This window comes from Nocardia sp. CA-107356, from assembly GCF_050946365.1.
Lineage (GTDB): Bacteria > Actinomycetota > Actinomycetes > Mycobacteriales > Mycobacteriaceae > Nocardia.
In genome coordinates, this window is sequence record NZ_CP191992.1 from 8,558,572 (window position 1) to 8,583,739 (window position 25,168).

25 protein-coding genes are annotated in these 25,168 nt (G+C 64.4%); 16 read left to right on the top strand and 9 right to left on the bottom strand.

Translation table 11 applies throughout. The features are described 5' to 3' along the window. The first annotated feature begins 52 nt into the window (after positions 1-52). The 5 genes from ACQP1G_RS38580 to ACQP1G_RS38600 are packed head-to-tail and all read left to right on the top strand — an operon-like array spanning position 53 to position 6,465. Positions 53-1,669: an AMP-binding protein gene (locus tag ACQP1G_RS38580; protein ID WP_433194612.1), complete on the top strand. Its 1,617-nt coding sequence runs from the start codon at positions 53-55 to the stop codon at positions 1,667-1,669. Continuing rightward, positions 1,666-2,151 (top strand): acyl-CoA thioesterase, encoded by a 486-nt coding sequence (locus ACQP1G_RS38585; protein ID WP_433194613.1) that lies wholly within the window; start codon positions 1,666-1,668, stop codon positions 2,149-2,151. The genes ACQP1G_RS38580 and ACQP1G_RS38585 overlap by 4 nt, the downstream gene beginning before the upstream one ends. A gap of 7 nt (positions 2,152-2,158) precedes the next feature. After that, entirely contained in the window at positions 2,159-4,606 is a 2,448-nt protein-coding gene (locus ACQP1G_RS38590; RefSeq protein WP_433194614.1) for a bifunctional salicylyl-CoA 5-hydroxylase/oxidoreductase, read from the top strand. Positions 4,607-4,610: 4 nt separating this feature from the next. Beyond that, on the top strand, positions 4,611-5,516 hold the full coding sequence (locus ACQP1G_RS38595) for an acyl-CoA thioesterase (RefSeq protein ID WP_433194615.1): 906 nt from the start codon (positions 4,611-4,613) through the stop codon (positions 5,514-5,516). A gap of 52 nt (positions 5,517-5,568) precedes the next feature. Continuing rightward, positions 5,569-6,465, top strand: coding sequence for a PaaX family transcriptional regulator (locus tag ACQP1G_RS38600; RefSeq protein WP_433194616.1), 897 nt, complete (start codon positions 5,569-5,571; stop codon positions 6,463-6,465). A gap of 236 nt (positions 6,466-6,701) precedes the next feature. Here ACQP1G_RS38600 and ACQP1G_RS38605 read toward each other — a convergent pair whose 3' ends face one another. After that, positions 6,702-7,313: a TetR/AcrR family transcriptional regulator gene (locus ACQP1G_RS38605; RefSeq protein ID WP_433194617.1), complete on the bottom strand. Its 612-nt coding sequence runs from the start codon at positions 7,311-7,313 to the stop codon at positions 6,702-6,704. A gap of 141 nt (positions 7,314-7,454) precedes the next feature. Here ACQP1G_RS38605 and ACQP1G_RS38610 point away from each other — a divergent pair, with 141 nt between their 5' ends. The 5 genes from ACQP1G_RS38610 (at position 7,455) to ACQP1G_RS38630 (ending at position 13,492) form a co-directional block, all read left to right on the top strand. Then, the gene (locus tag ACQP1G_RS38610; protein WP_433194618.1) at positions 7,455-8,033 is read left to right on the top strand and encodes an ester cyclase; all 579 of its coding nucleotides are present in this window, start codon (positions 7,455-7,457) and stop codon (positions 8,031-8,033) included. Next, entirely contained in the window at positions 7,990-8,646 is a 657-nt protein-coding gene (locus tag ACQP1G_RS38615; RefSeq protein ID WP_433194619.1) for an alpha/beta fold hydrolase, read from the top strand. Before ACQP1G_RS38610 ends, ACQP1G_RS38615 begins: the two co-directional genes overlap by 44 nt. After that, positions 8,643-9,344 (top strand): alpha/beta fold hydrolase, encoded by a 702-nt coding sequence (locus tag ACQP1G_RS38620; protein ID WP_433194620.1) that lies wholly within the window; start codon positions 8,643-8,645, stop codon positions 9,342-9,344. The genes ACQP1G_RS38615 and ACQP1G_RS38620 overlap by 4 nt, the downstream gene beginning before the upstream one ends. 1,342 nt (positions 9,345-10,686) lie before the next feature. Next, positions 10,687-11,382 (top strand): hypothetical protein, encoded by a 696-nt coding sequence (locus ACQP1G_RS38625; RefSeq protein WP_433209172.1) that lies wholly within the window; start codon positions 10,687-10,689, stop codon positions 11,380-11,382. Positions 11,383-11,824: 442 nt separating this feature from the next. Next, positions 11,825-13,492 carry a tetratricopeptide repeat protein gene (locus tag ACQP1G_RS38630; RefSeq protein ID WP_433194621.1) on the top strand — a complete coding sequence of 556 codons (1,668 nt, stop codon included), beginning with the start codon at positions 11,825-11,827 and terminating at the stop codon, positions 13,490-13,492. 399 nt (positions 13,493-13,891) lie between these two features. On the opposite strand, the gene ACQP1G_RS38635 is transcribed toward ACQP1G_RS38630, so the two are convergent. After that, positions 13,892-14,371 carry a thioesterase family protein gene (locus tag ACQP1G_RS38635; RefSeq protein ID WP_433194622.1) on the bottom strand — a complete coding sequence of 160 codons (480 nt, stop codon included), beginning with the start codon at positions 14,369-14,371 and terminating at the stop codon, positions 13,892-13,894. Next, complete coding sequence (locus tag ACQP1G_RS38640) at positions 14,368-15,609, bottom strand: methyltransferase domain-containing protein (protein WP_433194623.1); 1,242 nt, start codon at positions 15,607-15,609, stop codon at positions 14,368-14,370. Before ACQP1G_RS38640 ends, ACQP1G_RS38635 begins: the two co-directional genes overlap by 4 nt. Positions 15,610-15,873: 264 nt before the next feature. Here ACQP1G_RS38640 and ACQP1G_RS38645 point away from each other — a divergent pair, with 264 nt between their 5' ends. Together ACQP1G_RS38645 and ACQP1G_RS38650 are read left to right on the top strand one after the other, a co-directional pair. Further along, complete coding sequence (locus tag ACQP1G_RS38645; RefSeq protein WP_433194624.1) at positions 15,874-16,932, top strand: zinc-dependent alcohol dehydrogenase family protein; 1,059 nt, start codon at positions 15,874-15,876, stop codon at positions 16,930-16,932. Positions 16,933-16,940: 8 nt separating this feature from the next. After that, positions 16,941-17,117: a hypothetical protein gene (locus ACQP1G_RS38650; protein WP_433194625.1), complete on the top strand. Its 177-nt coding sequence runs from the start codon at positions 16,941-16,943 to the stop codon at positions 17,115-17,117. Here ACQP1G_RS38650 and ACQP1G_RS38655 read toward each other — a convergent pair. After that, positions 17,112-18,017 (bottom strand): aromatic prenyltransferase, encoded by a 906-nt coding sequence (locus tag ACQP1G_RS38655; protein WP_433194626.1) that lies wholly within the window; start codon positions 18,015-18,017, stop codon positions 17,112-17,114. The genes ACQP1G_RS38650 and ACQP1G_RS38655 overlap by 6 nt on opposite strands. A gap of 400 nt (positions 18,018-18,417) precedes the next feature. Here ACQP1G_RS38655 and ACQP1G_RS38660 point away from each other — a divergent pair, with 400 nt between their 5' ends. From ACQP1G_RS38660 to ACQP1G_RS38670, 3 genes are all read left to right on the top strand, one after another. Continuing rightward, a complete protein-coding gene (locus ACQP1G_RS38660; protein ID WP_433194627.1) occupies positions 18,418-18,852 on the top strand; it encodes a hypothetical protein in 435 nt (144 codons plus the stop codon). Positions 18,853-18,904: 52 nt separating this feature from the next. Continuing rightward, the gene (locus tag ACQP1G_RS38665) at positions 18,905-19,324 is read left to right on the top strand and encodes a hypothetical protein (RefSeq protein ID WP_433194628.1); all 420 of its coding nucleotides are present in this window, start codon (positions 18,905-18,907) and stop codon (positions 19,322-19,324) included. Positions 19,325-19,598: 274 nt separating this feature from the next. Beyond that, entirely contained in the window at positions 19,599-19,826 is a 228-nt protein-coding gene (locus tag ACQP1G_RS38670) for a DUF6400 family protein (RefSeq protein ID WP_433194629.1), read from the top strand. A 79-nt stretch (positions 19,827-19,905) separates the two neighbouring features. On the opposite strand, the gene ACQP1G_RS38675 is transcribed toward ACQP1G_RS38670, so the two are convergent. Beyond that, positions 19,906-20,673 (bottom strand): methyltransferase domain-containing protein, encoded by a 768-nt coding sequence (locus tag ACQP1G_RS38675; protein ID WP_433194630.1) that lies wholly within the window; start codon positions 20,671-20,673, stop codon positions 19,906-19,908. A 316-nt stretch (positions 20,674-20,989) separates the two neighbouring features. Further along, on the bottom strand, positions 20,990-21,517 hold the full coding sequence (locus ACQP1G_RS38680; RefSeq protein ID WP_433194631.1) for a Fur family transcriptional regulator: 528 nt from the start codon (positions 21,515-21,517) through the stop codon (positions 20,990-20,992). A gap of 417 nt (positions 21,518-21,934) precedes the next feature. Here ACQP1G_RS38680 and ACQP1G_RS38685 point away from each other — a divergent pair, with 417 nt between their 5' ends. Then, positions 21,935-22,138: a zinc transporter Slc39a7 gene (locus ACQP1G_RS38685; RefSeq protein WP_433194632.1), complete on the top strand. Its 204-nt coding sequence runs from the start codon at positions 21,935-21,937 to the stop codon at positions 22,136-22,138. Between the two features lie 14 nt (positions 22,139-22,152). On the opposite strand, the gene ACQP1G_RS38690 is transcribed toward ACQP1G_RS38685, so the two are convergent. From ACQP1G_RS38690 to cbiM, 3 genes are read right to left on the bottom strand one after another with little or no spacing between them, the layout of a single operon-like run. Then, positions 22,153-22,974, bottom strand: coding sequence for an energy-coupling factor ABC transporter ATP-binding protein (locus ACQP1G_RS38690; RefSeq protein WP_433209174.1), 822 nt, complete (start codon positions 22,972-22,974; stop codon positions 22,153-22,155). Then, a complete protein-coding gene (gene cbiQ, locus ACQP1G_RS38695; protein WP_433194633.1) occupies positions 22,958-23,905 on the bottom strand; it encodes a cobalt ECF transporter T component CbiQ in 948 nt (315 codons plus the stop codon). The genes ACQP1G_RS38690 and cbiQ overlap by 17 nt, the downstream gene beginning before the upstream one ends. Beyond that, complete coding sequence (gene cbiM / locus ACQP1G_RS38700) at positions 23,902-24,999, bottom strand: cobalt transporter CbiM (RefSeq protein WP_433194634.1); 1,098 nt, start codon at positions 24,997-24,999, stop codon at positions 23,902-23,904. The genes cbiQ and cbiM overlap by 4 nt, the downstream gene beginning before the upstream one ends. Positions 25,000-25,168 lie beyond the last annotated feature (169 nt).

Consider the following 25,168-nt stretch of genomic DNA (forward strand, 5'->3'; position numbering starts at 1 on the left):
ACATCGACAGCAGTTCGCTCCTATACCCGCCTCCCGAAAAGGCAGAGACCCGATGCTCACCCCCTCAGCCCATACGGACACCTTCTGCCGGGACCACCTCCCGCCCGAAACCGAGTGGCCCGAATTTGTCTTCGATCTGCCCGCGCTGCGCTACCCCGATCGGCTCAATTGCGCGACCGCCCTGCTCGACGCGGCGGTGGCCGGTCATGGGCGCGCCCAGCCATGCCTGCTCACCAGCGCGGAGTCGTGGACATACGGTGACCTCCTCGACCGCGCGAACCAGATCGCACATGTGCTGACCGACGACTATGGCCTGGTTGCCGGTAACCGCGTGCTGTTGCGCGCGCCCAACACCCTCTGGCTGGTCGCCTGCTGGTTCGGGGTCGTCAAAGCAGGCGGTGTGGTGGTCACGACTATGCCGCTGCTGCGAGCGCCGGAGCTGTCCAAGCTGATCGAGCTGACCCGCCCCGTGCTCGCGCTGTGTGATGCCCGGTTGCTCGACGAGCTGTCCGCCGTGGACCCGTCGGTGCTGATCGTCCAAGTCGGTGGAACCACCCCCGACGACCTCACCCGCCGTGCCGCGGCGATGCCGACGGCATTCGACGACGTGGCGACCGCGGCCGATGACGTCGTGCTGCTGGCGCCGACCTCCGGGACGACGGGCGTGCCGAAGGTGACGATGCATTTCCACCGTGACGTGCTCGCCAATGCCGACACATTCGCGGCCCACATACTGGCACCGCGGCCGGACGACGTATTCACCGGTACACCACCCCTGGCGTTCACCTTCGGGCTCGGCGGGCTCGTGGTTTTCCCGTTCCGAGTCGGAGCGTCGGTGGTGTTGCTCGACAAGATAGATCCGGCCAACCTTGTCGAAGCGATCGAGAAGTTCGCGGTCACAGTACTGTTCACCGCGCCGACGGCATACAAGGCATTGCTGAAACGGGATGACCTGCGTCGACTGAAGTCGCTGCGGCGTTGTGTCTCTGCTGGTGAGCATTTGCCGGTGGCCGTGTTCAACGGATTCCACGAGAAGACCGGGGTGAAGATCATCAACGGCATCGGTGGCACCGAAATGCTGCACATCTTCATCTCCGCCGCCGACGACGACATCCGACCCGGCTCTACCGGCCTTGCCGTACCCGGCTACTACGCGGAGATCCAGGACGAGGCGGGGCATCCGGTTCAGGACGGCACGCCGGGGTTCCTCGCGGTCAAGGGTCCGACCGGATGCCGGTATCTCGCCGATTCGCGCCAGCGCGACTGCGTCCGCAACGGCTGGAACAGGACCGGGGACACCTACACTCGCGACGCCGACGGGTACTTCTGGTACCAGGCCCGCAACGACGACATGATCGTCTCCGCCGGCTACAACATCGCGACACCCGAGGTCGAGGCCGTCCTCGACCAGCACCCGGACGTGGTCGAGAGCGCGGTGATCGGCGTACCAGACGCCGATCGCGGCATGCTCGTGCATGCCGCGGTCGTGCTGCGGCCCGGTGTGCCCGCCGACGCGGACAAGGTCCGTGAGCTGCAGGATTTCGTCAAGCGGACCGCAGCACCCTACAAGTACCCGCGCAGCATCGAGTTCGTCGACAGCCTGCCACGCAATCCGAGCGGCAAGCTACTGCGCTTCAAGCTCCGAGAGCGCTGGAGCGCGACGCGATGACCGGCATCGTGATCCAGCGTCCGGTCGATTGGCAGGATACCGACGCGGCCGGGCACTATCACCACAGCGCGGTCATCCGCTGGGTGGAGGCTGCCGAGGCCGCCTTGCTCGCGGAGTTGGGGTTGCGCTGGCTCTTCGGCCGGATCCCACGGGTTCGATACGAAGTCGATTACGCGGACCGGCTGTGGTTCGGTGATACCGCTTCGATTGAACTGTCGGTGGGCAAGGTCGGCACATCGTCGATCCGATACGACTTCGTCATCACCAGGATTCCCGCCTCGGCGCCACCGGCGGCGCAGACTCCACCGACCGTCGCGGTCCGTGGCGCACTGACCGCCGTGCATACGCCCGACGCGGGTGCGCAGCCTTGGCCTGCGGATATTGCTGCGGCACTCGGTGATACACCGACATCGCAACTCGAGCCGACTGGCGCCCGCGAGCACCCGCCCGAATTTCCAACGTTATCGACCCGAGAAGTGTGAGGCTTTCATGCGTATTGCAGTGATCGGCGCAGGACCTGCGGGCCTGTATTTCTCCGCATTGATGAGGCAACTCGATCCGACCCACGAGATCACCATCTGGGAGCGCAACGCCCCGGACGACACCTTCGGCTTCGGTGTCGTGTTCTCCGACGAGACGCTCGGCGGCATCGAACACGCCGACGAGCATGTCTATCGGACAATGAGCGAGCAGTTCGCCCGTTGGAGTGACATCGACATCCACTACCGCGGCGAGACTCGCACCTCCGGCGGCCAGGGTTTCGCGGCGATGAGTCGCAAGGAACTGCTGCATATCCTGCAGCAGCGGTGCATCGACCTGGGCGTCACCATTCATTTCCGGACGTCGGCGCCGGATGTCGAAGAGCTCGCCGCCACATACGATCTCGTCCTCGCCGCAGACGGCATCAACTCTGCTGTGCGCACCCGATTCAGTGACGTCTTCGCGCCCAGCCTCGATCGCCGGCACAACAAATACATGTGGCTGGGCACCGACCGCGTCTTCGAGGCATTCGAATTCTTCATCAAGCACACGCCTTACGGGATCATGCAGGTCCACGCCTACCCTTTTAGCGCCGACCAGAGCACCTTCATCGTCGAGATGCACGAGTCGGTGTGGCACGCAGCGGGTTTCCCCGCTTTCGCCGACCGGGAATTCGCCCTCGGTGAGAACGATGAGAAGTCCATCGCGGTGCTGCAGGAGATCTTCGTTGACGAATTGGGCGAGCATACGCTGCTGGCCAACAATTCCCGGTGGATCACTTTCACCACCGTCCGCAACCGGACATGGCGAAACCGGAACATCGTCCTCATCGGAGACGCCGCGCACACCGCGCACTTCTCTATTGGCTCGGGCACCAAACTGGCCATGGAAGACGCCCTGGCCCTGGCCGCCTGCCTGCACGAAAATGATTCCGTCGCAAGCAGCCTGGCGGCCTACGAATCGGAGCGGCGACCAGTTGTCGAATCAGTTCAGCGAGCCGCCCAGGCCAGCCTCGAATGGTTCGAATCGATCGCGCAGTACACCGACCAGGATCCAGACCAGTTCGCCTTCAACCTGCTCACCCGCAGCCGCCGGATCACCTACGACAACTTGCGACTGCGTGACGACGGCTTCGTCGACGCGATCGACGGCTGGTATCTGTCGGCGCGGGCCGAGACGCACGGTGTCGAGTCCACCCGCCCACCGATGTTCTACCCACTGCGGATCAGGGGGATGGAGCTGGCCAACCGCATCCTGGTCTCGCCGATGGACATGTATTCCGCGGTCGACGGACTGCCGGCCGATTTCCACCTGGTTCACCTCGGTAGCAAGGCGCTCGGTGGTGCGGGCCTGGTGATGACCGAGATGGTCTGCGTATCACCCGAAGGCCGGATCACCCCGGGCTGCGCCGGTCTCTATACCGACGAGCAGGAGGCGGCGTGGGCGCGGATCGTCGACTTCGTCCATACGAACACCCGGTCGAAGATCGGTGTGCAGCTCGGACATTCGGGGCGCAAGGGCGCCACCAAGGTCATGTGGGAAGGGATCGACGATCCGCTGGAGACCGGCGGCTGGGAGACCGTCGGCCCGTCGGCCGTTCCGTATGGTCCGCGCAGCCGCACGCCCCGCGAGGTCACCATCGCCGACATGGACGACATCACCGAGCAGTTCGTCGATGCCGCATGTGCGGCGGCGCGGGCGGGGTTCGATCTGCTCGAGTTGCACTGTGCGCACGGCTATCTACTCTCGTCGTTCCTGTCGCCCCTGGCGAACCGCCGTAACGACGAATTCGGTGGGCCGCTGGAGAACCGGCTGCGTTTTCCACTTCGGGTCTTCGACGCGATTCGGAAGGTCTGGCCCGCGGAGCGCCCGCTGTCAGTGCGCATCTCGGCGACCGATTGGACCGACGGTGGCAATGCGATCGACGACGCCGTCGAGATCGCGCGCGCCTTCGCCGAACACGGAGTGGACGTGCTGCACGTGTCCTCCGGACAGGTGGTCGCCCATGAGAAGCCCGCGTACGGCCGCAGCTATCAGACGCCGTTCGCCGATCGGATCCGGCAGGAAGTCGGTGTGCCGCACGATGTCGCGGTGGTGGCGGTAGGCGCCATCTCCACGTATGACGACGTCAATTCCCTACTGCTCGCAGGCCGCGCCGACCTGGTCGCCATCGGCCGTGCGCATCTGTGGGATCCGCACTGGACACTGCATGCGGCGGTGGAACAGGGCTACCGCGGCGAGGCCGCGGAATGGCCGGCTCCCTTCCAGGCCGGCAACCGGAAGCCGCCGAGCGGTCGTACCGACGGTCCGCCGCCGCGCCTGGAGTTGGTGCGTGCGCGCCCGGCCGCGGGGAGTCAGCGTTGGCAACCGGCTCGCGTTCCGGCAGGTCAGACAGTGAACACCTCGATGAATTGTGGTCCTGCCGATCGGGCGGACACCGTCCTGTATGAAGGATGAACCGATGACGACCGACACCCTGGCAACCTCCGCGATCTTCACCGCGGCTGTCGCCCTCACACCCGTCGAGCCCCAGCTCTTCGACCTTGCCTTCGAAGCCACCACCCAGCCGTGCCCGTGGCCCAAGGCGTACGGCGGTGATCTCGTCGCTCAGGCTGCGGTGGCGGCGATGCGGTCGGTGATCGACGGCAAGACGTTGCATTCGATGCACAGCTACTTTCTGCGACCGGCCGACATCGGGGCGACGGTGCGGTACGAGGTGGAAGTACTGCGCGACGGACGTGGTTACAGCACCCGTCAAGTGCGTGGCTATCAGAACGGCAAGCCGGTGTATGTGTGTCTGGCGAACTTTGCCGTAGGTGAACCCGGCGGTACGTTTTCCGCCGCGCTCACCGAAGCCGTGCCCGATCCGGAGGACCTACCGAGTTCAGCGGAATACCTTGCGGAACGCAGCGGCGGGACGATGACCGAGGAATCCAGGATCTACTGGTCAGGCGGCCGCAGCTTCGACACCCGGCACGTGCCTGGCCCGGTTTACCTCTCGATCGAAGGAGAACGGCTGCCGCACCAAGCGGTATGGGTGAAGCCGTTCGACCCACTCCGGACCGTCGCAGGGCTGACCGACGACCAGCGGGATCTGGCCGCGCTCGCGTACGTCTGCGACTACACCATCCTCGAGCCGGTCCTGCGGGTGCTCGACCTGCCGTGGGCCGCGCCTGGTCTGGTCACCGCAAGTCTCGATCATGCGATGTGGTTTCACCGCCCGGCATCGGTCGACGGCTGGCTGCTCTATCTCCAGGACGCGGTAGCCGCCGATGCGGGCCGAGGTCTGGGCTCGGGCCGCTTCTTCACCCGCGACCACCGTCACGTGGCAACTGTGGTGCAGGAAGGAATGATTCGGACCGCATGAATCGCAGCGTTCGGCTTACCGAAGCCGGCGTGGAGTCACGTATGGTGCACATATGACGGCAGAGCCGCAATCGACCCATGGTTCCGGCGGCGGCCGAGACTCCCGACTCGCTCAGCTGATCATCACGATCTTCGGCCTGTGCGCGCGGGCGGAAGGCAACTGGCTGTCGACCGCGTCGGTCGTGGCGCTGATGTCCGATGTCGGCGCGGAATCCCAAGCGGTCCGATCATCGATCTCTCGTCTGAAACGCCGTGGCGTACTACTCAGCGAACGTAACGGCGGCGCTGTCGGGTACTCCCTCGCCGAGCCGACGTTAGAGGCGCTCGCCGAGGGTGACGTGCGGATTTTCGAGCGCAGCCGGGCATCGGAGGACGACGGCTGGGTTGTGGTGGTGTTTTCCGTCCCCGAATCCGAGCGCGACAAGCGGCACGCGCTGCGTTCGAGCCTCACCCGTCTGGGCTTCGGCACCGCCGCGCCGGGGGTTTGGGTCGCACCGGGGAACCTGGCCCGAGAGGCTCGGCAGGCCCTGGAACGCCGTGGATTGTCGGCATACCTGGACATGTTCACCGGACACCACTTCGCTTTCGGGGATCTGCGCTCGAAGATCCCCCAGTGGTGGGATCTGGACGAACTCACCCAGTTGTACGCGGACTTCCTGCAGCGCTACCGGCCCATCCTCTATCGGACGGCAGCCGAGCGGCCGACCCCGCAAGAAGCGTTTCAGCTTTACATACCGATGCTCACCGAGTGGCGCCGGTTGCCCTATCGCGATCCGGGCCTCCCGCTCTCGCTGCTGCCACCGGCTTGGAACGGAGAAGCGGCGGGCATGCTGTTCGACGAGTTGAACAACATGCTGCGCCCGCTGGCCGACAAGCACGCCCTCGCGGTGATCCATGGCCAGCGCGCCGAGCGGGTTGCACCGAAACCCGACCGTCGCGATCGAACCTGAACGACGGGTCAGGACTGCCTCGGCACTGTCCACCAGCTCGTGCGAGCTGTCGGAGACGACGGCTCGGAGCCGGAGCGAGTCCAGTCGCGGTCCTTCGCCGTGGTCGGCTCGTGGGATTGTCCAATTCTCCACCCGGTCAGGATATGAAGTACGTCAACGGGTTTCGTCTGTTCTTCTTCCGAGGGCCCGTGCCCAGCGCGGGGCGCCCGAGTCCATATCCGGTAGAGCCCGATGACTCAGCAAAGACCGGCGACGGCCGTACGGTAGAGGACGGCCTCGGCCCGATCCCACGACCAACCGTTCTCCATGACCAGAGTGCGCCAGCCCGTCGGACCGAACCAGAACCACAGGAGGTCCGCCGTTTCCGTCACCGGATAGGGCGGCGGCGGATTCAAGTCGTGCAGATGGCGGGCGGTGGCATGGAGCGCGTCACGGTAGGCCGCGGTGGCGAGCTCCCACAGCGCCTCACCGTTCTCGTGAACGGGTAGCGCCTTGCGAATCGCCTCGTGCACCGTGAACTGGCTCTCGTTGCCGATGCGCGTGCCATGGGCCAGCGCCTCGAGGACCGACTCCGGTGTCCGCAAGGCGAGCACCCCCTGCATGGCCTGTTCGTAGCCGGACGCCGCCACGCCCTGCTCGACGATCTGGTCCAGGATGTCGCCCTTGCTCCCGACGCTCGCGAAGACGGTCTTCGACGCGACGCCGGCCGCGGAGGCGATGTCCGCGACGGTCACTCGCCCGTAACCGCGGTCGGCGAACAGCTCGGCCGCCCGGACGAGGATCAGTGAGCGCGTCTGCGCAGCGGCCTGCTCCCGCAACGGGGAGATGTACGTGCGCTTCGAGGACATGGCGCCATCCTATCCAAGATGATCACATAGTTGCTCTATTCATTAGGTGCTATATAAGGTCAATTCGTCCGCCCTGCCCGGCGGACCGACCAGCACCCGCACACAGCACCGGATCGCAGACCGGCGAAAGGAATGGGCGTCATGGGAATGGACACCACGGAGCTGACCCACGGGCTCTTCCGGATCCTCGAGACGGGAGATCCGGCGCTGGCCGCTGATGTTGTGGCCGCGGACTTCCGCAACCGCGATGCCGTCGTCTCGCCCCCGGCCTGCGCGATACCCGGACCTGCGGGAGTCCTGGCCTCGGGCGCATGGATGCGGTCCGCCTTCAGCGACCTGCGCTTCCCCGTACTCGGCATCGCCCGCAACGAGGGACAGGTCTGGGTGCGGCTGCGCATGCAGGGCCGCCACACCGGCCCCTTCGTCCGCTTTCGTGACGGCGCCCTCGACCAGGCCGTACCTCCCACCGGACGCGAGATCGACTTCGAACAGATCCACGTCCTCGACCTCCGCGACGGCAAGGTGATCAGACACGAGGCGGTGCGCGACGACATCACCATGCTCGGTCAGCTCGGCGTCTTTCCCCCGGCCCCGGCCACCGCCGTGCGCATGCTCTCCTGGCGGCTGACCGGACGAGCCACTCGCGCAGCCGGCCACGTCACGAAGCAAGCGGCCGATGCGGCCGCCCTCCTGCACGACGGACCGCTCGACAACCGCTGAGCGCTGGGTCGCCGGCGGCGGCGAGGTCGCTCGCTACCTCAGCCGGCACGGCAGTTCCCACGTCGCGAAGGCTGTCCTGCTCGGCGCCGTACCCCCAGTCATGGTCAAGTCCGACACCAATCCCGAGGGCACCCCGATCGAGGTCTTCGACGCGATCCGCTCCAGCGTAGATAAGGACCGCTCTCAGCTCTATTGGGATCTGAGCGAGACCTTCTACGGCTTCAACCGGCCCGACGCGACGACGTCGGAGGGCGCCCGCCGCGCGTTCTGGCGGCTGAGCATGCAGGCCGGGATCCGGGCCGCGTACGAATGCATCAGCCAGTTCTCGGAAACCGACTTCACCGAGGATCTGAAGCGCATCGACGTCCCCGTGCTCGTCGCCCACGGCGATGACGACCAGATCGTCCCGCTTCATGACTCGGCGGTGAAATCGGCTGAGCTGATCAAGAAGTTCGACCCTTCGCGTCTACCCCGGCGCACCGCACGGGCTGTACGGCAAGTTCCGCACCGCATTCGAAGCCGACCTGCTCGCATTCCTGAAGCACTGAGTTCACCTGTCACGCAATCCATTCCCATTCCCCCGCACGACACGTTGCAAGGAGCACTGCCATGAACACCGCCACAGTCATCCTCGTCCACGGCGCCTTCGCCGAATCCGCCAGCTGGAACGGGGTGATCAGCCGTCTCCGCGACCACGACCCGACCGTGATCACCGCCGCCAACCCGCTGCGCAGCGTCCAAGGCGACGCCGACACGATCCGCGGCGTCGTGTCCTCCATCGACGGACCCGTCGTCCTCGTCGGGCACTCCTACGGCGGCCAGGTCATCTCCCAGATCCACGATCCGAAGATCAAGGCACTGGTGTATGTCGCCGCGTTCGCCCCGGAATCAGGCGAAACCATCGGCGAACTGTCCGCCAAGTACCCGGGCAGCACCCTCGGCGAGACCCTGAACCCGGTCCCTCTCATCGACGGCAGCACCGATCTCTACATCCAGCAGGACAAATACCACCGTCAGTTCGCCGCGGATCTCCCGACCGCCCAAGCCGAACTCGACGCCGTCACCCAGCGCCCGCTCAACGACCGCGCTCTCAATGGCAAGTCCGGGGCACCCAACTGGAAGAACCTGCCGTCGTGGTTCATCTTCCCCGACTCGGACTACAACATTCCGGTCGCCGCGCATCGGTTCATGGCCCAGCGCGCCGGGGCCCGCGACACCGTCGAAATCGCCGGAGCCTCACACGCGCTCACGGTCTCTCAGCCCGACGCCGTAGCGAAGGTCATCGCCAACGCCGTCAATTCCGTCTCCTGACCAGCAGCAATAGCAAGTGAGCAGTTTCTGGCCAGGGATGACGACAACGGCTCGACCGAATGCCCCGTCCATGACGATGACGGCCAGCCGGCCGGGATGTTCTGGCATCCGGATACACCGCAGCGCAGGGCATCGGGACGGCTGAACGACCCACACGATGATCATCCCGTCCTGATCCTCTGAGTCACCGCAGTCAGCTGATCGCGTCGTCAGAGCTGACCGTGGCACGGCTGGCGGCGTGGATCATGGTGTACGACAGTGTCGCCTGGGGCGTCATCGAGCCACCTGACCGCCGCAGCGCACAGCAGCGCATGCGGCGGTCAGCGCAAGGCAACCTCTCGTGTGATGAACGCTGTAGTCAAGATTCGCGGGTCGTGCAGATCTCGAATCTCCCTCGCTGGAGCTCGAATCCGTAGGCGGCGGTGAGTGTCGAGGATCGGCCTGGTCGCTGTCGAACATTGGTGCGATGGGTGCGTGTTGGCCTACCAACCAGCGGGCGGCGGTCCCGATTCATGCTCCGCGCATATGGCCGATGTCCCGAACGCGAATCCGCTCCTGATCAGCGCAGCAGAGGCAACCGAGAATAGTGATCTATCTCACATTGGATCCCATTCATGATTTGTCAAGCTACCGTGAGCGAACCGTTATCAAACAGCAACTCGATCGAGAAGTAGCCCGAAGCCTGGTAGCTGAGACGCTCTGGGTATCAATCCAACAGACCCCACTGCACGGACGGCGATTTGCCGACCACCGTGGCCGCTGGAGAGTTCCCGCACCAGATCCGCGCTCCACTCTTCCCGTCATTTCGGATCGAGAATGTTCGAGGCCCCGCAATACCGCGGCCAGCCGCGCGACATTGAGCCGGGGTACGCACCAGGCGGTCGCGTAACCGGGGATGGAAATTTGTGAAATTGATTCGACAATCACGCCAGACAATAAGAGATCGGTATACAGAATGGCTGACATTTATTGTTTGATATCTGACACACAGCGACAGGCAGAAAGTGTCCTCACGGGGCATTGGATATGCCTTACGCGTCGTCGAGAGGTCGCTCCGGCCTGGAAATGACCGCAGCCGATCGGAAAGCTGCGTCCGGTTGGTTCAATCCTGGGCGGATCCATTCGGTAGGCCATATACCCGAGTGACAGAACTGGTTTCCGTTCATGCTGGGCATTCGTAGATCACTTCGGTGGACGGGTGCGCTGTGCGGATTCTGTGCCTTCGGGGCAGGGTTTCACCGATCCCCTCCCCTCCGATTGTTCGCCGCTTCGCGGCACACGGCCAGCGCGTACCACGCGCCAGGCTCTCGATTGAAGAAATCTGTGAGGTAAAAGAGAAATGATGAGCAAGTTCGTTGGGGTGGCCGCTGGTCTGGTCACCGCAGTCGGCATCGCCTCCGGCGCGGCCGGTGCGCAACCGTCGGACGGTGCGGTCGAGTTCACCGCCCATGCCACCGACACTCAGTCCATCATCACGACCGATGCCGGCTCCCTGGTCGTCGAAGACGGAGTCTTCGAAATCAAAGCCGCCAACGGCACGGTGCTCGCCGGGACGCCGCTGAAGTTCAGGGTCGATGACTTCGAGTTCCCGATCGCGGCCGATATCGCCGGTCGCAGCGCGACGTTGACGCCGCAGCTCGATATGGCGCACGCGGCCTACAAGCCGGTGGCTCTGCCGTTCGAGGACAAGGCGCCGTGGAAGAACGACTACGACCGTGAGCAGGCCGCCTGGTCCCGGCTGACCAGCACCATCTCCATGGGCGCCACCCTCGGTACCCTGGTCGGCGGTATCGGCGGCGGGGCCCTGGGCTGTGTGCTCGGCGGCATCGCCGGCGCGACCGTCGCCGCAGCGACGATCGTCGGCCTGTTCGGCGCGTTCATTCCGGCCGCGGTGATCGGCTGCCTCGGCGGCATCATCGCTGTCGGCGCCCTCGGTACTATTGCCGGCCAGATCTTGGTCACCGCCCCGGTGGCGATCGGCGCCGCCATCCAATACTTCGCCACGATCAACTCGCCGACGCCGACACCGGCGAAGTGACCGAAAGGCGAAGACCTGTCAGCGGATAGACAGCAACGCCCGCATCCCGACAGCGAGCACTCTGGCCGCCACAGCCAGAGTGCTCGCTCGATCGATAAGGCGGGCAGTAACTTTCGTTCGGTCCGAACCGCCACCGATCCGCTTGATCACAATACGAGGGTCACCTGATATTCGATGCTATCGAACACACGAAAGCCCTCCCGACGGTTCGGACGGTGCGGCCTGCCGACGGCGATGTCGTCTACGGGATCTGCACAGTCGGCGACTGGGGCCCGTGTCCTCGACACAGACACCGCCGACCAATCCGCATACCGCTCGGATCGCTTGCCGCCTATCCTGAGTTCGTGCAGGACGAGAATCACGACTTCTTCAGCGGCAGCTCCAGTTTCGTCATCGGCAAGGCCATCGATACCGAAGACGAAGGCTGAGAGGTCCGCTCGAGATGTCGATCTCCCCCCACGAACACGATCACCTCGCGCATCAACTCGCCGGATGGCACGACGGTACGGTTCGACTGTACGAAGACTCACTGCGCACCGTCGCGCAAGAGCTCGGTTCGGGTCAACCCCAGACCTTGGCAGCGTTGCTGCACGCGGAGAAGTACGCCGAAGCGGTCCCGGTGTTCACCGGGGTGCTCACTTACTGCGAACGGTTCTACGACGCAGACGATGAGAAGACGATCGATGTACGCACTGCGCTCGCAGTCTGCCTCGATCAGCTCGGCCGACACGACGAGGCGACCACGCTGCTCGAAGGCAGCCTGGCCGACAACGAGCGAGTCCGAGGCGCGGACAGTCGCTCGACCCTGGAAGCACGCGAGCATCTGGCGTTGGCCTTGCTGAACCTCCCGGACCGGCTCGAGGACGCGATCGCCGTGATGGGACAGGCGCTTCTCGATCGGGAGCGCATCGTCGGTCTCGACGATGCGGTCGCCCTCGCGCTGCGTGACCGGCTGCTGACGTATTACCTGCAAGCCGAACGTGACGAACTGGCGATCCCGCTGCTGGAACGCGACCTCGACACCGCCGAACGCGTCCACGGAAAAGACCACACCGAGACGGTCCGGACCAGAAAGGGATTGGCTGCACTGTATCGGGCGACCGAACGATACGCCTCCGAGATTCCCTTGCTGGCCTACGATCTGGTCGTGTGCGAGCGAGAGCTCGGTCCCGACCACGACGACACCATCGAAGCCAGGTTCCAACTCGCCTGGAGTTCATGGCAATCCGGCCGCGCACACGACGCACTGCCGCTGTTCGAGCACGTGCTCGACGACCATGAGCGGCTGCGCGGCCCGGGGCACGATGACACCATTCCCGTGCGCCGGATCCTGTCTCACCTCTACGCCGGATTCGAGCTGTTCGACAAGGCGACTGACCAGTGCGAGCATCTGCTCGCCCATTACGAGCGGAAGTTCGGTCCACAGCGCGACGAGACGCTCGTCGTATGCAACAACCTCGCTCACGCCTACCACAAAACCGGTCGCATCCAAGAGGCGATCGACCTTCACCAACGCGTCCTCGCCATACGCACCGACACCTTGGGATCCGATCACCCCGACACGCTGACCACTCTGCACAATATGGCCGCGATCTTTCAGCAGTTCGGACGCCACGATCATGGCGTCGACTGCTACGAACAGATTCTCGCCGCCCGCAAACGCGTGCTCGGCCCGGATGATCCGAAGACACTGTTCACCCGCGACAATCTCGGCGCAGCGTACTGCGCGGTGGGGCGCCTCGACGAGGCAATCGAGCAGCATCGGCTCGCCCTCGCGGGGCGTGGACATGTTCTCGGACCAGAACACCCGAACACGCTGACCTCCTCGCACAACCTCGCTTTCGCCTTGAGCGAGGCGGGCCGTCTCGACGAGGCGATCACGCTCGCCGAGCGCACCGTCGACGACCGAGAGCGTGTACTCGGCCCGGATCACCCCGGCGCCTTGTCGACCAGGCACTTGTTGGGTCGCGCCTATCACAAGGCCGGTCGCCGCGACGCCGCGGTCGCAACGCTGACCCGGGCCTTGGCCGACCGAGTCCGCGTTTTCGGCGAAGATCATCAGTACACCGCAGTCACCAGAGAGGCCTTGGCCCGCGCGCAACGAGCCTGAGTGCACGACGAAGTAGCGACCGCTCGCTTCTGGTCGCCCTAGCTCAGGTTCTCGGATTGCGTTGCCTACCAGCATTATCGAGCTGTCGAGGCGGGCGCCGCCGAGGAAGGTGTGGCGTTGTCCTACCTCGTGGCCACGCAGCGCCATTGTTCGAGGCGACCGAAGCCGCCCTCGACGGTGTTGCGGTGCTGGTAGATCCCGGGTCGGGATCGCGTAACTTCCGATGGGTGCCACCGAGGTCGGGCGGTGGAAGGTTGTAGTGGACGTCGATGCCGATCTGGGTGCGGATGAACGGCGACAGTCGTTCCGCGTCGGCGCCGAGCACCGGATAGCCGGATGCCGTCGAATTCGCGAACGGTTCCTACTTTCGCCGCAGCAGATTGCGTGAACGGCCAGTTCTCAGGACTGGTCGGTCCCGTCGCGGACGATGCGCACCGCGGGTGCGCGTGAATGTGCCGTCTTGTCGGCCACGCGCCTCATGAAGGTATCGAAGTCGACAACAGCTCGACGGTGAGTTCCCGCGCCGATCAGACCCGATTCGTCATGGCAGGACACATCGAAGCGCAGGTTTCGACCGTCGACCTCGACCAGTGTGACGGTCGCGGTGACGGCCATGCCTTCCGGCGTCGCGGCGACGTGACCGACATCGACATGGGTACCGACTGTCCGCTGGCCATCGGACAGGTACGGCCGCAACGCGGTGATGCAGGTCTGCTCGATGAATCCGATCATCATCGCGGTCGCGAACACGGGCGGCATGTCCACGAAGCCCGGCCACTGCGGCGCCACCCGAGGGACGGTGTGGCCTGCGGCGACGATCATGGTCTCGCGGTGTGTCAAACCCGACGGTAGCGCGGGTGCTCGTTGCGGCGTTGTCATGTGATCCCCAATCGCATGTTGACAGGCCAGCTGACCTGCCGTGTTGTCGTGGGATCGCCCCACAGGTCGGTCAGGTCCGCCGCAAATGCTTGCAGGACTTCGGTTTTGCCGGCTTCCTCGACCCGGCGAACCGCCGACCAAGTCGACAGGTAGCCCAGGAGCTCGTGCAGATCCCAGTCTTTCCTGATCTGCATCGGCGGCGCCGGATACTCGTCGAATGGGAAGTCGATATCGGCATACCCGCTCTCGACGAGCTTGCGTTCCGGTGGCCAGTACGGTCCGATCTCGCTGCGGTAGAAGCGTTCGAACCGTTCGTCGAGGTCGGGTTCGAGTTGCATCACCCCGTAGCTGATCAACGCGATCACCGCGTTGTCGACCGCGATCCGGCGGACCTCGGAGTAGAACGCCGGTCGGTCGAACCAGTGCGCTGCCTGGGCCGCGGTGACCAGCGACGCACTGCGATCCGGGACCGGCAGATCCTCGGCGGATGCCCGCAGGTAACGGATCCGCTCCCGCGGCCGCGCGTTCTCGATCTGTTCGCCGCTGGGATCGACCCCGATCGTGGTATCGAAATACGCAGCGAGCTGCGCGGTCAGTTGCCCACTGCCGCACCCGATGTCGACCGCGAGATCCGCGGACGGAGCCAGCGACGCGAGGAACATCGAGAGTCGAGCCGGATACTCGGGACGAAAACGCGCGTATGCCTGCCCTCCGCGATCGAACCAGTTCTGCACCGGCGTCGCGTCCGCTGACAGCGGTGTGCCCTGCTCATCTCGCCACTGCCGCGCCTCCTGGATCCTCGCAGCGAAGCCCTTGCTCTCCAGCGCGGTCGCGACATCGCCGAGGACTCGCCGCAGCGGGAACCCGACCTCCTGTTCCAGACCGACGATCGCCGCGAAGGTGACCTCCCAGTGCGGCTTCAGCAGCTCGACGAGCTCACGGCCCCTGCCCGTCAGACGTATACCGCTCTTGCGGCCGTCCGGCAGCTGCTCCCGCACGACCAGACCGTCGGCAACCATCAACCCGACGGACTGACTGATGGCACCCTGCGTGACGTGGGTCAGGGCCGTGATGTCGGTGACGGTCGTGGCGCCGAGGCTCATCGCCCGCAGGACGGGCGTGTACCGCGGTCGATACGACATCCCCAAGGAGTCGTACACCTCCCCAGCTCCCCGATCGACCAACTCGCCGACGTAACGGAGGAGTTCACCGAGCCCGGGTGCCGGCCGTACCATCATGACCAATACATTAGCGCTAATGGACTGACTCGGTCCGGCGGTCAACTACAGAGCAGCCATGACATGGTCATATTGAGCGAGTGGATAAAAGCCTAGAGGGGCCCGACGCCGATGACACTCTGCGCGCGGGCCGGTTTCCATTGAGAAGGAAGGGTCCGGAGCCTGGGCGCCGACGAGGATGCCGGCACCAGCATCGTTCTTGTCCAGAACGCCCGCCGAGTTCGTCGGGCGCTGAGAGACGAGAGGTCACTCATGCCTCAATCCATGCGCGCGCTCGTAGCTGGCAGGATCGGCGAGCCCACCGATGTCCTGCGGCTGGAATCCCGACCTGTTCCCACGCCAAAAGCCGGTCAGGCATTGATCCGCGTGAAGGCGACTCCGATTCACGCCAGTGATCTGCACGTGCTGCGTGGCCGCTATGGTTTCTCCCCCGAGTTTCCCACTGTTGGGGGGCATATGGAGTGCGTGGGCCGTATCGAGGCCCTGGGCCCGGATACCGAGGGACCAAAGATCGGCGAGCGCGTGGTGACCGTTGCAGTCCCGGCGGTACCCGGGCCCCACGTGGCCGGCACTTGGCAGGAATACCTCGTTGCCGATATACGAAGGCTCCTGCCGGTCCCCGACCATCTGAGCGACTCCACCGCCTGTCAACTCGCCGTCAACCCGTTGACCGCGCTACTCCTCGTGACTCGCGAACTCGACGTACAGCCGGGTGAATGGTTGTTGCAGACGGCCGCGGGTTCCACCGTCGGGCGGCTCGTCATTCAGCTGTCCAGGCATCTGGGTATTCGCACGATCAATGTCGTGCGGCGGCGCGATGCCGTTGCGGAGATCAAGGCGCTCGGTGGTGACGAGGTCATTTGCACTGAGGACGAGGACCTGTTGCAGCGTGTGGCCGAGACAGCAGGACCGGCCGGCGTGCGCAAGGCCATCGACTGTGTCGCGGGCCGCGTGGGTGCCCAGGTATCCCAGGCATTGGCTCCGGGAGGACAGGTCGTGGTCTACGGCGCGCTCTCTACCCATCGGCAGACCGACCCGGCAGCGCTGACGATCCCGCTGCAGGCACGCTCGGTTATCTACGAGACCAAAGCAGTCCGCGGCTTCTGGCTGAACCGCTGGTTCGGCACTACCTCACCGGAAGATGCGCTGCACGCGCTATCCCAGGTTCGCAGTCTCGTCGCTGATGAAGTGCTGAGCATCCCCCAAGGCCAGCCGTTCCCGCTCGAACGCTTCGCCGAAGCCATCTCGCTCGCCGAAACACCCGCACATGGCACCAAACCACTCTTCGTCTTCGAAGACGGCCGGGACAAAGACGACAGGTAGGAAGCGGCATGCCGGTGCATGCGATCTACCGGATCGCCGACGACATCGCCGCCAGGATCAGCATTGGCGTCGTTCGACGCAGGCCGTCCAGCTTTTCCGATCACACCGCCATCGACGGGCTGCAGGAGAGCAGTGGCGGGATTGCTTCTGTTGGCACGGAGAACGCCCTATTGGCAATTCTATGAATCGGACGTCTTCATCTTGTCCAGTATTCTGGGTTGCCATTGGTAGAACCAACTGAATTTGTAGGACTCTCCCTGCGGCGACGAGGTGGCGGCATAGGTGAATCGACGGTCGTTCGTGCTGAACGGAACTTTGTCGACGAGTTGCTCGAAGCGCGGGTCGATCCGCACTGGCAGGGTTGTCGGGTCCGGTGTTATCACGGGGAAGCAGAGGCGCTCGATCCGAGGAGATTCCCAGCTGAAGGTGGCGTATATATCGAATGCCTTCTCGGTGAGCGAGAGGAATTGATCGCTCGGGTCCGGAAATCCGGCTTCTCGGTGCAGCGACACGATGGCGCGGGGTTCGAAACAGTCGGCCGGCAGTCCGGGGAAATACACGTTCATCGTCTTGTCGTGGTAGTCGATGCCGAGCAAGCCGACTTTGTCCTCCAAGCCGTGACGTGCGAACATGCGGGCGTGGTCGCCGAGACCGGGCGGCATGGACGGGAGTGCGGCAAGCTCCGACACCTTTTGCACACCATCGGCAGGAAAGAACGGCCAGATTTTTTTGAAGCCACCGACTACTCCGATGTCGATCCCGTAGCTGTCGATGGGGCACTGTTTCCGGACCTGGTCCAGCAGAGCGCCAACCGGATGATCGGTCTCGGGAATCAGTTTGTTGGAAAGGGCGATGTTGTAAGGGTCGATATCCCTCGGCAGCGTCAAAAAACGGTAGTCGAGGTCTCCCGAGCGGCGGGCGTCGGTGACCACTCTGAAAGAGATCACGGAATGCGTGAGCATCGTGCCGTATGCGGTTAGGCTGGGCCAGACAGTGTCTCGCGCGCAGGGAACGTCCACTACCCGCGCGGATTTCTCAATGGCCGCATACAGATCGTCCAGCTCGGATTCGGTGGTGGTGAACATGCGTCCTTCCAGAGATGAGTGCTACCAATAACGTCGCGGTCTCGCCAATCCCGGTCGGCCAGACAGCAAGTCATGTCCAGCAGAGTCGAATGCGGAACGCAGACAGCACTTTACGCTGCGATGTAGCGGTTGGCTTTCAGTCGACCGACGTGGCGCGTGGAAGTCATATCGAACTGAAACTTCTTGATTGCCTTGCCCGTTGAGGGTGCGTGAGCGATCGGGATCTGCGGCGGTTGTCGCCGTACGTTCGAGGCTGAGATTCACATCGGACGACACACGCTGCCTGCCCCTAGTTTTGGGGGCCGCTGGTGTTGCTAACGGTCTCTGAGGATCATCCGAAGAATGGACCATGAGATCGAAAAGGCGGAAGGTTCAACAGTTCTCGGCGCGAGCCGGTGTCATGACCGCGGTTGCGGTGGCCACGCTGGTCGGGATCGGTGGGCCCGCTGCCGCCATTCCGACCGATCCGGTGGTTCAGTTCAGTCCGACTCTGACCCGGGTCCCGGGTGGCAATTGCGCCGCGATCATCAATGGTGAGACCGTGCCTCAGGCACAGTCCGGTCAGTTCGGTGTCCGGGTGAAGATCACGCAGACCGGACAGTTCTGCGGGGCCTACCGGGTGGCAGTTCGCTGGCGCAATCTCGATTCGGGGTACAGCGACGGACAGTCGCATCGCGTCGACGAGAACGGCGTCATCAATGCCACGGACGGGGTGATCGTCGGCATGGGCACGGCGCCGGGGGCCGGGCGGGTGGAGGCGTCGATCGTCACCACCTATGAGGACGGCCGGGAGATGGAGCACCTCGCGGGCACTGCGGCTTTCACCCTCGGCTGACGGCAGCCCGGCCCGCCCAACCGATTCCGGACAGACAGGAGATCGATACACCATGACACGAATTCCCCAGTCGCCCAAGGCGAAACGCATCGTTGCGGGTGCGGCCGCACTCGGCGTCGTCGCGAGCATGACCGCATTGACCGCGCCGCCGGCCGCAGCGACCGTCACCAGCATCGCGATCGCGCCCGCGTTCACCCTCGGCACACACCGGTACGGAACGACCTGTTCGTACACCGTGACCGTGGCGGTGGACGACGACAGCCAGACGGTCTACTTCTTCGAGGAGGGGCAGGGGCCCAGCGGATTCGCCGAGGCGAAGCCTTCCGGCGGCGTCGCGAAGGCGACATGGATTCCGTCCTCGACGAAGATCACCTACATCTACGCCGTCCAGCCGAACGCGTCGGCTCAGATCAGGCAGCCCGTTGATGTCGGCATCGGCATCAATTCCGGATCCGCCTGCGTCGCCATCTAATTCGCCACTACCCCTGGCGATTTATCGCAACCCGCGCCGGAGACAGGTTGCGGCTGCGCGTGGTCAGGCGGTGCTGCCAGGAGTCGAGGAAAGCACTCGACGCGTCGGCCCCGCCTGCCCCGAGCAGTGCATGTGCTCCGCGGTCCAGTCCGCGCACGGGCATCGAATGTGACGAAGTCCAACCACAGAACGTGATGCAGGTCATTGCCCGAGAAGGCGTGGTTGGGCATTGTCGTCAATTCGTCTTTGGAAGAACCCGGTTGGAGATGCCGAAATGGCCGACCACAATTTTGCTTACGACCTCACGCTGGACGAGGCACGACGGCGCAGCGCCGTCGTCGCGGCGCTCGGTGACGACTGGGATCCGGTCGCGGTGCTCGCCGAGGAAGATCTGGCGTACGACATGCTGTACTCGAATCTCGACGATGAGCAGCAGCGGATCTACGAGGAACTCGTCCGGGCCGGGATCCTGCCGGATCGGGCGACGCGCATTACCGACTGATCTCACCGCCGAGCACTGACCATGACCGGCGTTCGGCTTGTTGCCTCCGGCGAGTCGTGACCTGGCTGCCCCCGGTCGGTCATCGTATCCCGACCACCACGCGGTCGTCGCCGTACTGCCACACGATTCCGGCTTCGGCGAAGCCCGCCTCGTACGCGAAGGCGATGTAATCGTGGACGGTGGGCCGGTCGTGAACGTAGTCGGCCGATCCCCCGTCCCGCAGGCGCACAAGGTCGGCGAGTTCGGGAGCACGGTCGACCGCGGCCCACCACGCCTCCCAATCCTCCATGCTCGCGGTTCCCATCCGCTGAGCCCGGCGGGCGGTCATGGCTTTGCCCAATGCGTCCAGTCGCGGGCCCGTCGCCCCCTCGTAGAGATGGTCCCCGTCGATGAACAGACCGCCGGGTGCGAGCGTCCCCGCGCAAGTCCGGATCAGCGCGCGGACCGGTTCGCGATTCATCCAATGCAGAGCGGTGGTGCTCACGAACGCATCGGGCGCTCGAGGCAATCGGAGTCTGTCGAACCAATCGCACTCGCGCAGATCGACGTTCACCGTACGGAATCTCGGTGACCCAAGGGTTATCTCGGCCAACGTCAGCAGGAGTGGATCCGCGTCCACGCCGACGATAGTGGCGGCCGGCATGCGGGTGAGCAGCCGGTCCGACAGCGTTCCCGGCCCGACACCGAGGTCGACGATCAACGGGTCCATCCGGTCGACAAGTTCGGTCAGGACGTCACCGATGACCTCGAACCGCTGTTCGCGATCGGGTATGTAGTGCTCCTGCTGGCGATCCCACCGGCCGATCCAGTACCGCGCCCGCGACGCATCAAGCTTGCTGGGCGTCACACGAATCCTCCTCGAATGTAAGGTATTTCGCGCATCCTGCGATAATCGCCGCCGAATCCTCCCCGGTCGACGCGGTTCGAGGCCCCAGCATAAACGCGACGACCCCGAGACCAAACCATTTGGTCCGGTTCGGAGCGAAAAGACTTCCCCGACCGCTTGGCGACCCGGCACATCCGTCGGTCGCGCCATGAGCACGGATATTCGCCCAGAATCGGCAACCGCCGCTGTCACGCACCAACCAGTCGTGGGCCGCAGTCCCACGACCACGCGCAGCCCTCGCGTAGCCCCGACCAGCGATATCGGCCCGCCGGTTCGGCTATCGCACAGCCTGTTGGCAGGCTGGACACAGTCCGTGCAGGGTCAGTCCAGCGGTAGTAGCGAGTTCGAACCGGCTGCCACGACTGGCGTGGTCCAGCGCGGTTGCCAGTCGTTCGGCGGGGACTTCGATCACCGCCGCGCACCGCGTGCAGACGGCATGATGGTGGGGTCGCACAGTCAGCCCATAGCTCGCGGCCCTTTCCCCGACGGTGAGCACGTGCAGGGCGCCGATCTCGACCATCCGCGCGAGCGTGCGATACACCGTGGTCAGGTCGACGATTTCCCGTCGCTCGGTGAGTCGTGTGACGATCTCCTGTGCGTTGAGGTGTCCTCCGGAGGGATCACCGGTCAACACCGACATCACCGCCAAACGCGGTGCGGTGCATCGCAACCCGTGACTACGCAGGATCGATCGTGCATGCTCGACCGCTGGGTCGCTGGACGTATCCGCGGTGGACATCGGCCCGGTGTCGATGTCGCCCACGAACTGCGAGGCAGTTGTCGCCGAATAGTCGACCTCGTTCATGGTGCACCTCGTTCGCCACGGAACACATACCCCTCATAACGCTACTATCTGCGTATGAATGCAGATAATCGGGCAAGGCGGTTGCCTGCTGATCAACCCCGGTGGTGTTCGGGTTGCTCGACGATTCGACGCGAGTTCAGATCCTGCGGGCTCTGGTCGATGCCGAACTGTCGGTGAGCCAGCACCGTCGATGTCTCGACATCTGGCGAAACCGCGGTTGTCGCAACTCGTGTGGACCTGCCACGAGGGCACTCGGGTGATCCAGCGGCTCGGAATCGACCACGTGCGTCGACTGGTACCCGCCGACGCGGTCTACAGCGCCGAACATGCCGGTCCGGGCATCCCGGACAGCACCGCGACGTGCTGGTATGCATGCATTGCCGTAGAACTCACTCGATACAGAAAAGGAACTGGGATATGACCGACGAACACTCCCACGTCGAGCCCCATGCCCACGCACACAGTCACGGCACGCTGACCCATACCCACGCCCACAGCGCACACGAGCACGACCATCTCGAACACGAACACACCCATACACATGACGACGGAACCCAACATTCGCATCGCCATGTGCATCAAAGCGATCTACTCGACGATCACTCACACATCCACGACTGAGCCGGACCGGGCGGTCATCCGGGCTCCTGAACCGGCAGTCCGGTGCGCGCGTGTATGAGATTGGCTTCGAGCAATAGCTCGCGGTCGGCGAGGGCGGCGGCCGGCGTCGCCTCGGCAAGAATCGTGTGGTCCTCGCCGAAAACGATGCACCGATCGGCGAGTCGATCCAAGCTGTCGAGGTCATGGGTGGCCAGCACAATCGTTTTACCCGCTCCGGCGAGGTCCTCGATCAGCTCGGTCAACCACTCGCTCGTACGTGGATCGAGCGCGGCGGTCGGCTCGTCGAACAGCAACACTTCCGGGTTCATCACCAGGACAGTGCCGATCGCGACACGCTTCTTCTGTCCTCCCGAGAGTTGGAACGGCGCACGGTCGGCGATATCGGCAATGCCGAGCAGGGCAAGGACATCCTCGACCCGGGCCGCGGCTTCGCCGCGGTCCAGACCGAGTTGCAGCGGACCGAATGCCAGCTCGTCACGCACCGTCGGCGAGAACACCTGCGCGTCGCTGTTCTGAAACACGAAGCCCATCCGCGACCGGAAGCCCATGTTCATCTGCTCGTCTTCCAAAGCGTCCTCGGTGACGGGCTCGCCGAACGCGATATAGGTCCCGCTCTCGGGAAATACCAAGCCGTCCAATATCTTCAGCAGCGTCGACTTGCCACAACCATTCGCACCGATCAGCGCGACCTTCTCCCCCGCTGAAACCTTCAGTGATACACCGGAGAGAGCTTCGAACTTCCCGAGATAGCGATATCGCAGGTCCGCGCACTCGAGGACGGGCCCCCCGCCGGCGGGCAGATGACAGGACTCGGACTTCTCACCGGGTGATGACATGCTCACCCACCAACAGTGCCGCGCCGAACACCGCGACAGCGACGGCGTAGAACAGGTCGATCCGCGACGGCCGCGGCGGGGCAAGGACTTTCGCATCACCACGATAGCCGCGCGCGACCATCGCCTGATGCACCTCTTCCGACATCGCCATCGACTTACCGATCATCGCGCCAGCGGTGGCGAATACGAACCGACGCGCGTGCTTATCGTGCTTCTCGGCACCGACTGTGCGGGCTTTGCGCGCCTCGTACATGTCGGTGACCGTGGCGAGCAACAGGAACAAGTAGCGATAGGCCATCCCGATGATCAGGATGAACATGCGCGGGGCACCAAGAGTGCGCAGTGACGCCAGCAGCCGCGTCCATGGCGTGGTCAGCGTCAACAGCACGACCGAACTGATCGAGGACGCCACCCGAGCCACGACCAGCAGCGCCGACATCAGACCTTGCCGGGTGATGCCCTCGGCTCGGCCGTGCCAATGCCACAGAGTCACGATCACCTCGCCGTCGGTGACCACACTCAGCGTCGCGGGAATCAGCACGATCCCGGTGAAAATCGGGACGAACAGCCACACCCGCTTGATGAAGAAGCCGACCGGCAGCGCACTACACGCGGCCAGGATCAGCGTCGCGACGTACAACACCATCAGCGCTGCGATGGTGTGCAGGAACGCCCCGACCAGCAGCAACCCGAACAGTGTGACGATTTTGACCCGGGCATCGATGCGTTGCAGCAAACCGTTCTGGGCGGAAGTGTCATCGCTGAACATCACCTGCCGCAACAGATCCGCACCGCCAGTGAGCGTCTTCTCGATATAGGACCCCTTGCGGCGCTTACCGATACACCCGCACGGGCACAACGCGACATCACGAGTGAGCAACCAGTCCGGGGCGGATACCGGACGCGGATCGGTGGACGCCGTCGCGGTCATGAGCCGGTCTCGGCCGAGCTGCGCGCCGGTTCGGTCCGTGCCTGGGTCGAACCCCGCGAGCCGAGCGCACGCAGACCGAAAGCGATGAGGTAGACCGCCGCTCCGACGACGATGATCCCGACTGCGGCCGACACCAGGTAGCCGATATTGGGATGGGAACCATGGGCGAATCCGTAGTCGCCCAGCAATGTGTGGTTCCAGAACCCGGCGTACTTCGCCAGCCCCGTCGGCACCGCGCTGAGACCGAGCTCGCCCAGATCCAGGTCTTCTGGCGAATCTTCGCCGAAGGCGCCGCCCGGCGCCAGCAGACCCAGCGGCGTCAAAAGCACCAGCACCGCCATCACCGACAGCGCTACCGCGCCAGGGAGCAGTTTCGGTTTCGGCGCCGTGTTGTCTGCCGCATCGACCGGCACTCCCGGATTGTTGACCTGCAGCAGCGGGATATTGGCCCGTTGCAAGTACGCCACGACGCCACCGGCCAGCGCGGCCTCGGCGATCCCCGCGATCAGCAGGTGGGCAAGCAGCATCGCGGGCAACGTTTGCGAAAGATGGTAGGGCGAATACAGCGGTGTGCCCGAGGCATCATGGAACAGATCGGGCTGTATGCCGAGTTCGATGCCGACACAGATCGCTGCGGCGTTGAGGCCGACGTAGCCGCCGACCGCGGCAGCGGCTACCCGGCGCCACGAGGTCAGGGTGCTCCCCCTGGTGAGCAGTCGATAGATCCCGTAGGCGACGAACGGCAACACCACGCCCATGTTGAACACGTTGACCCCGAAGGCAAGTACACCGCCGTCACCGAACAACAGTGCTTGGAAGGCCAGCGCGACGGCCACGGCTATCAATGCGGCCCACGGCCCCAATAGCACCGCGATCAACGCACCGCCCACCGCGTGTGCGGTAGTGCCGTCCGGAATCGGGATGTTGAACATCATCACCAGAAACGACACCGCTGACAGCATCGCCAGCGTGGGGACCTGCCGGGTCTTGACGACCTTCTCGACCCGCTGCGCCGCCACCGCAGCCATCGGAACGGCCACCACGTAACCCACTGCGCAAGTCGCCGGCGATAGATACCCGTCAGGAATGTGCATCGAAACTCCTCCGGGAGATCTATCTGCAAGTAACTGGCATCAACGGTAAACCCCGTGGGCATCGCAGACCAGAACATCGAAGCAATCGACACTCAGCAGAAACACTCGACACGAACGACCAATCGATGACGTCCCGACGGGCGAAGTCCAGCCCTTTCAGCCATGACCG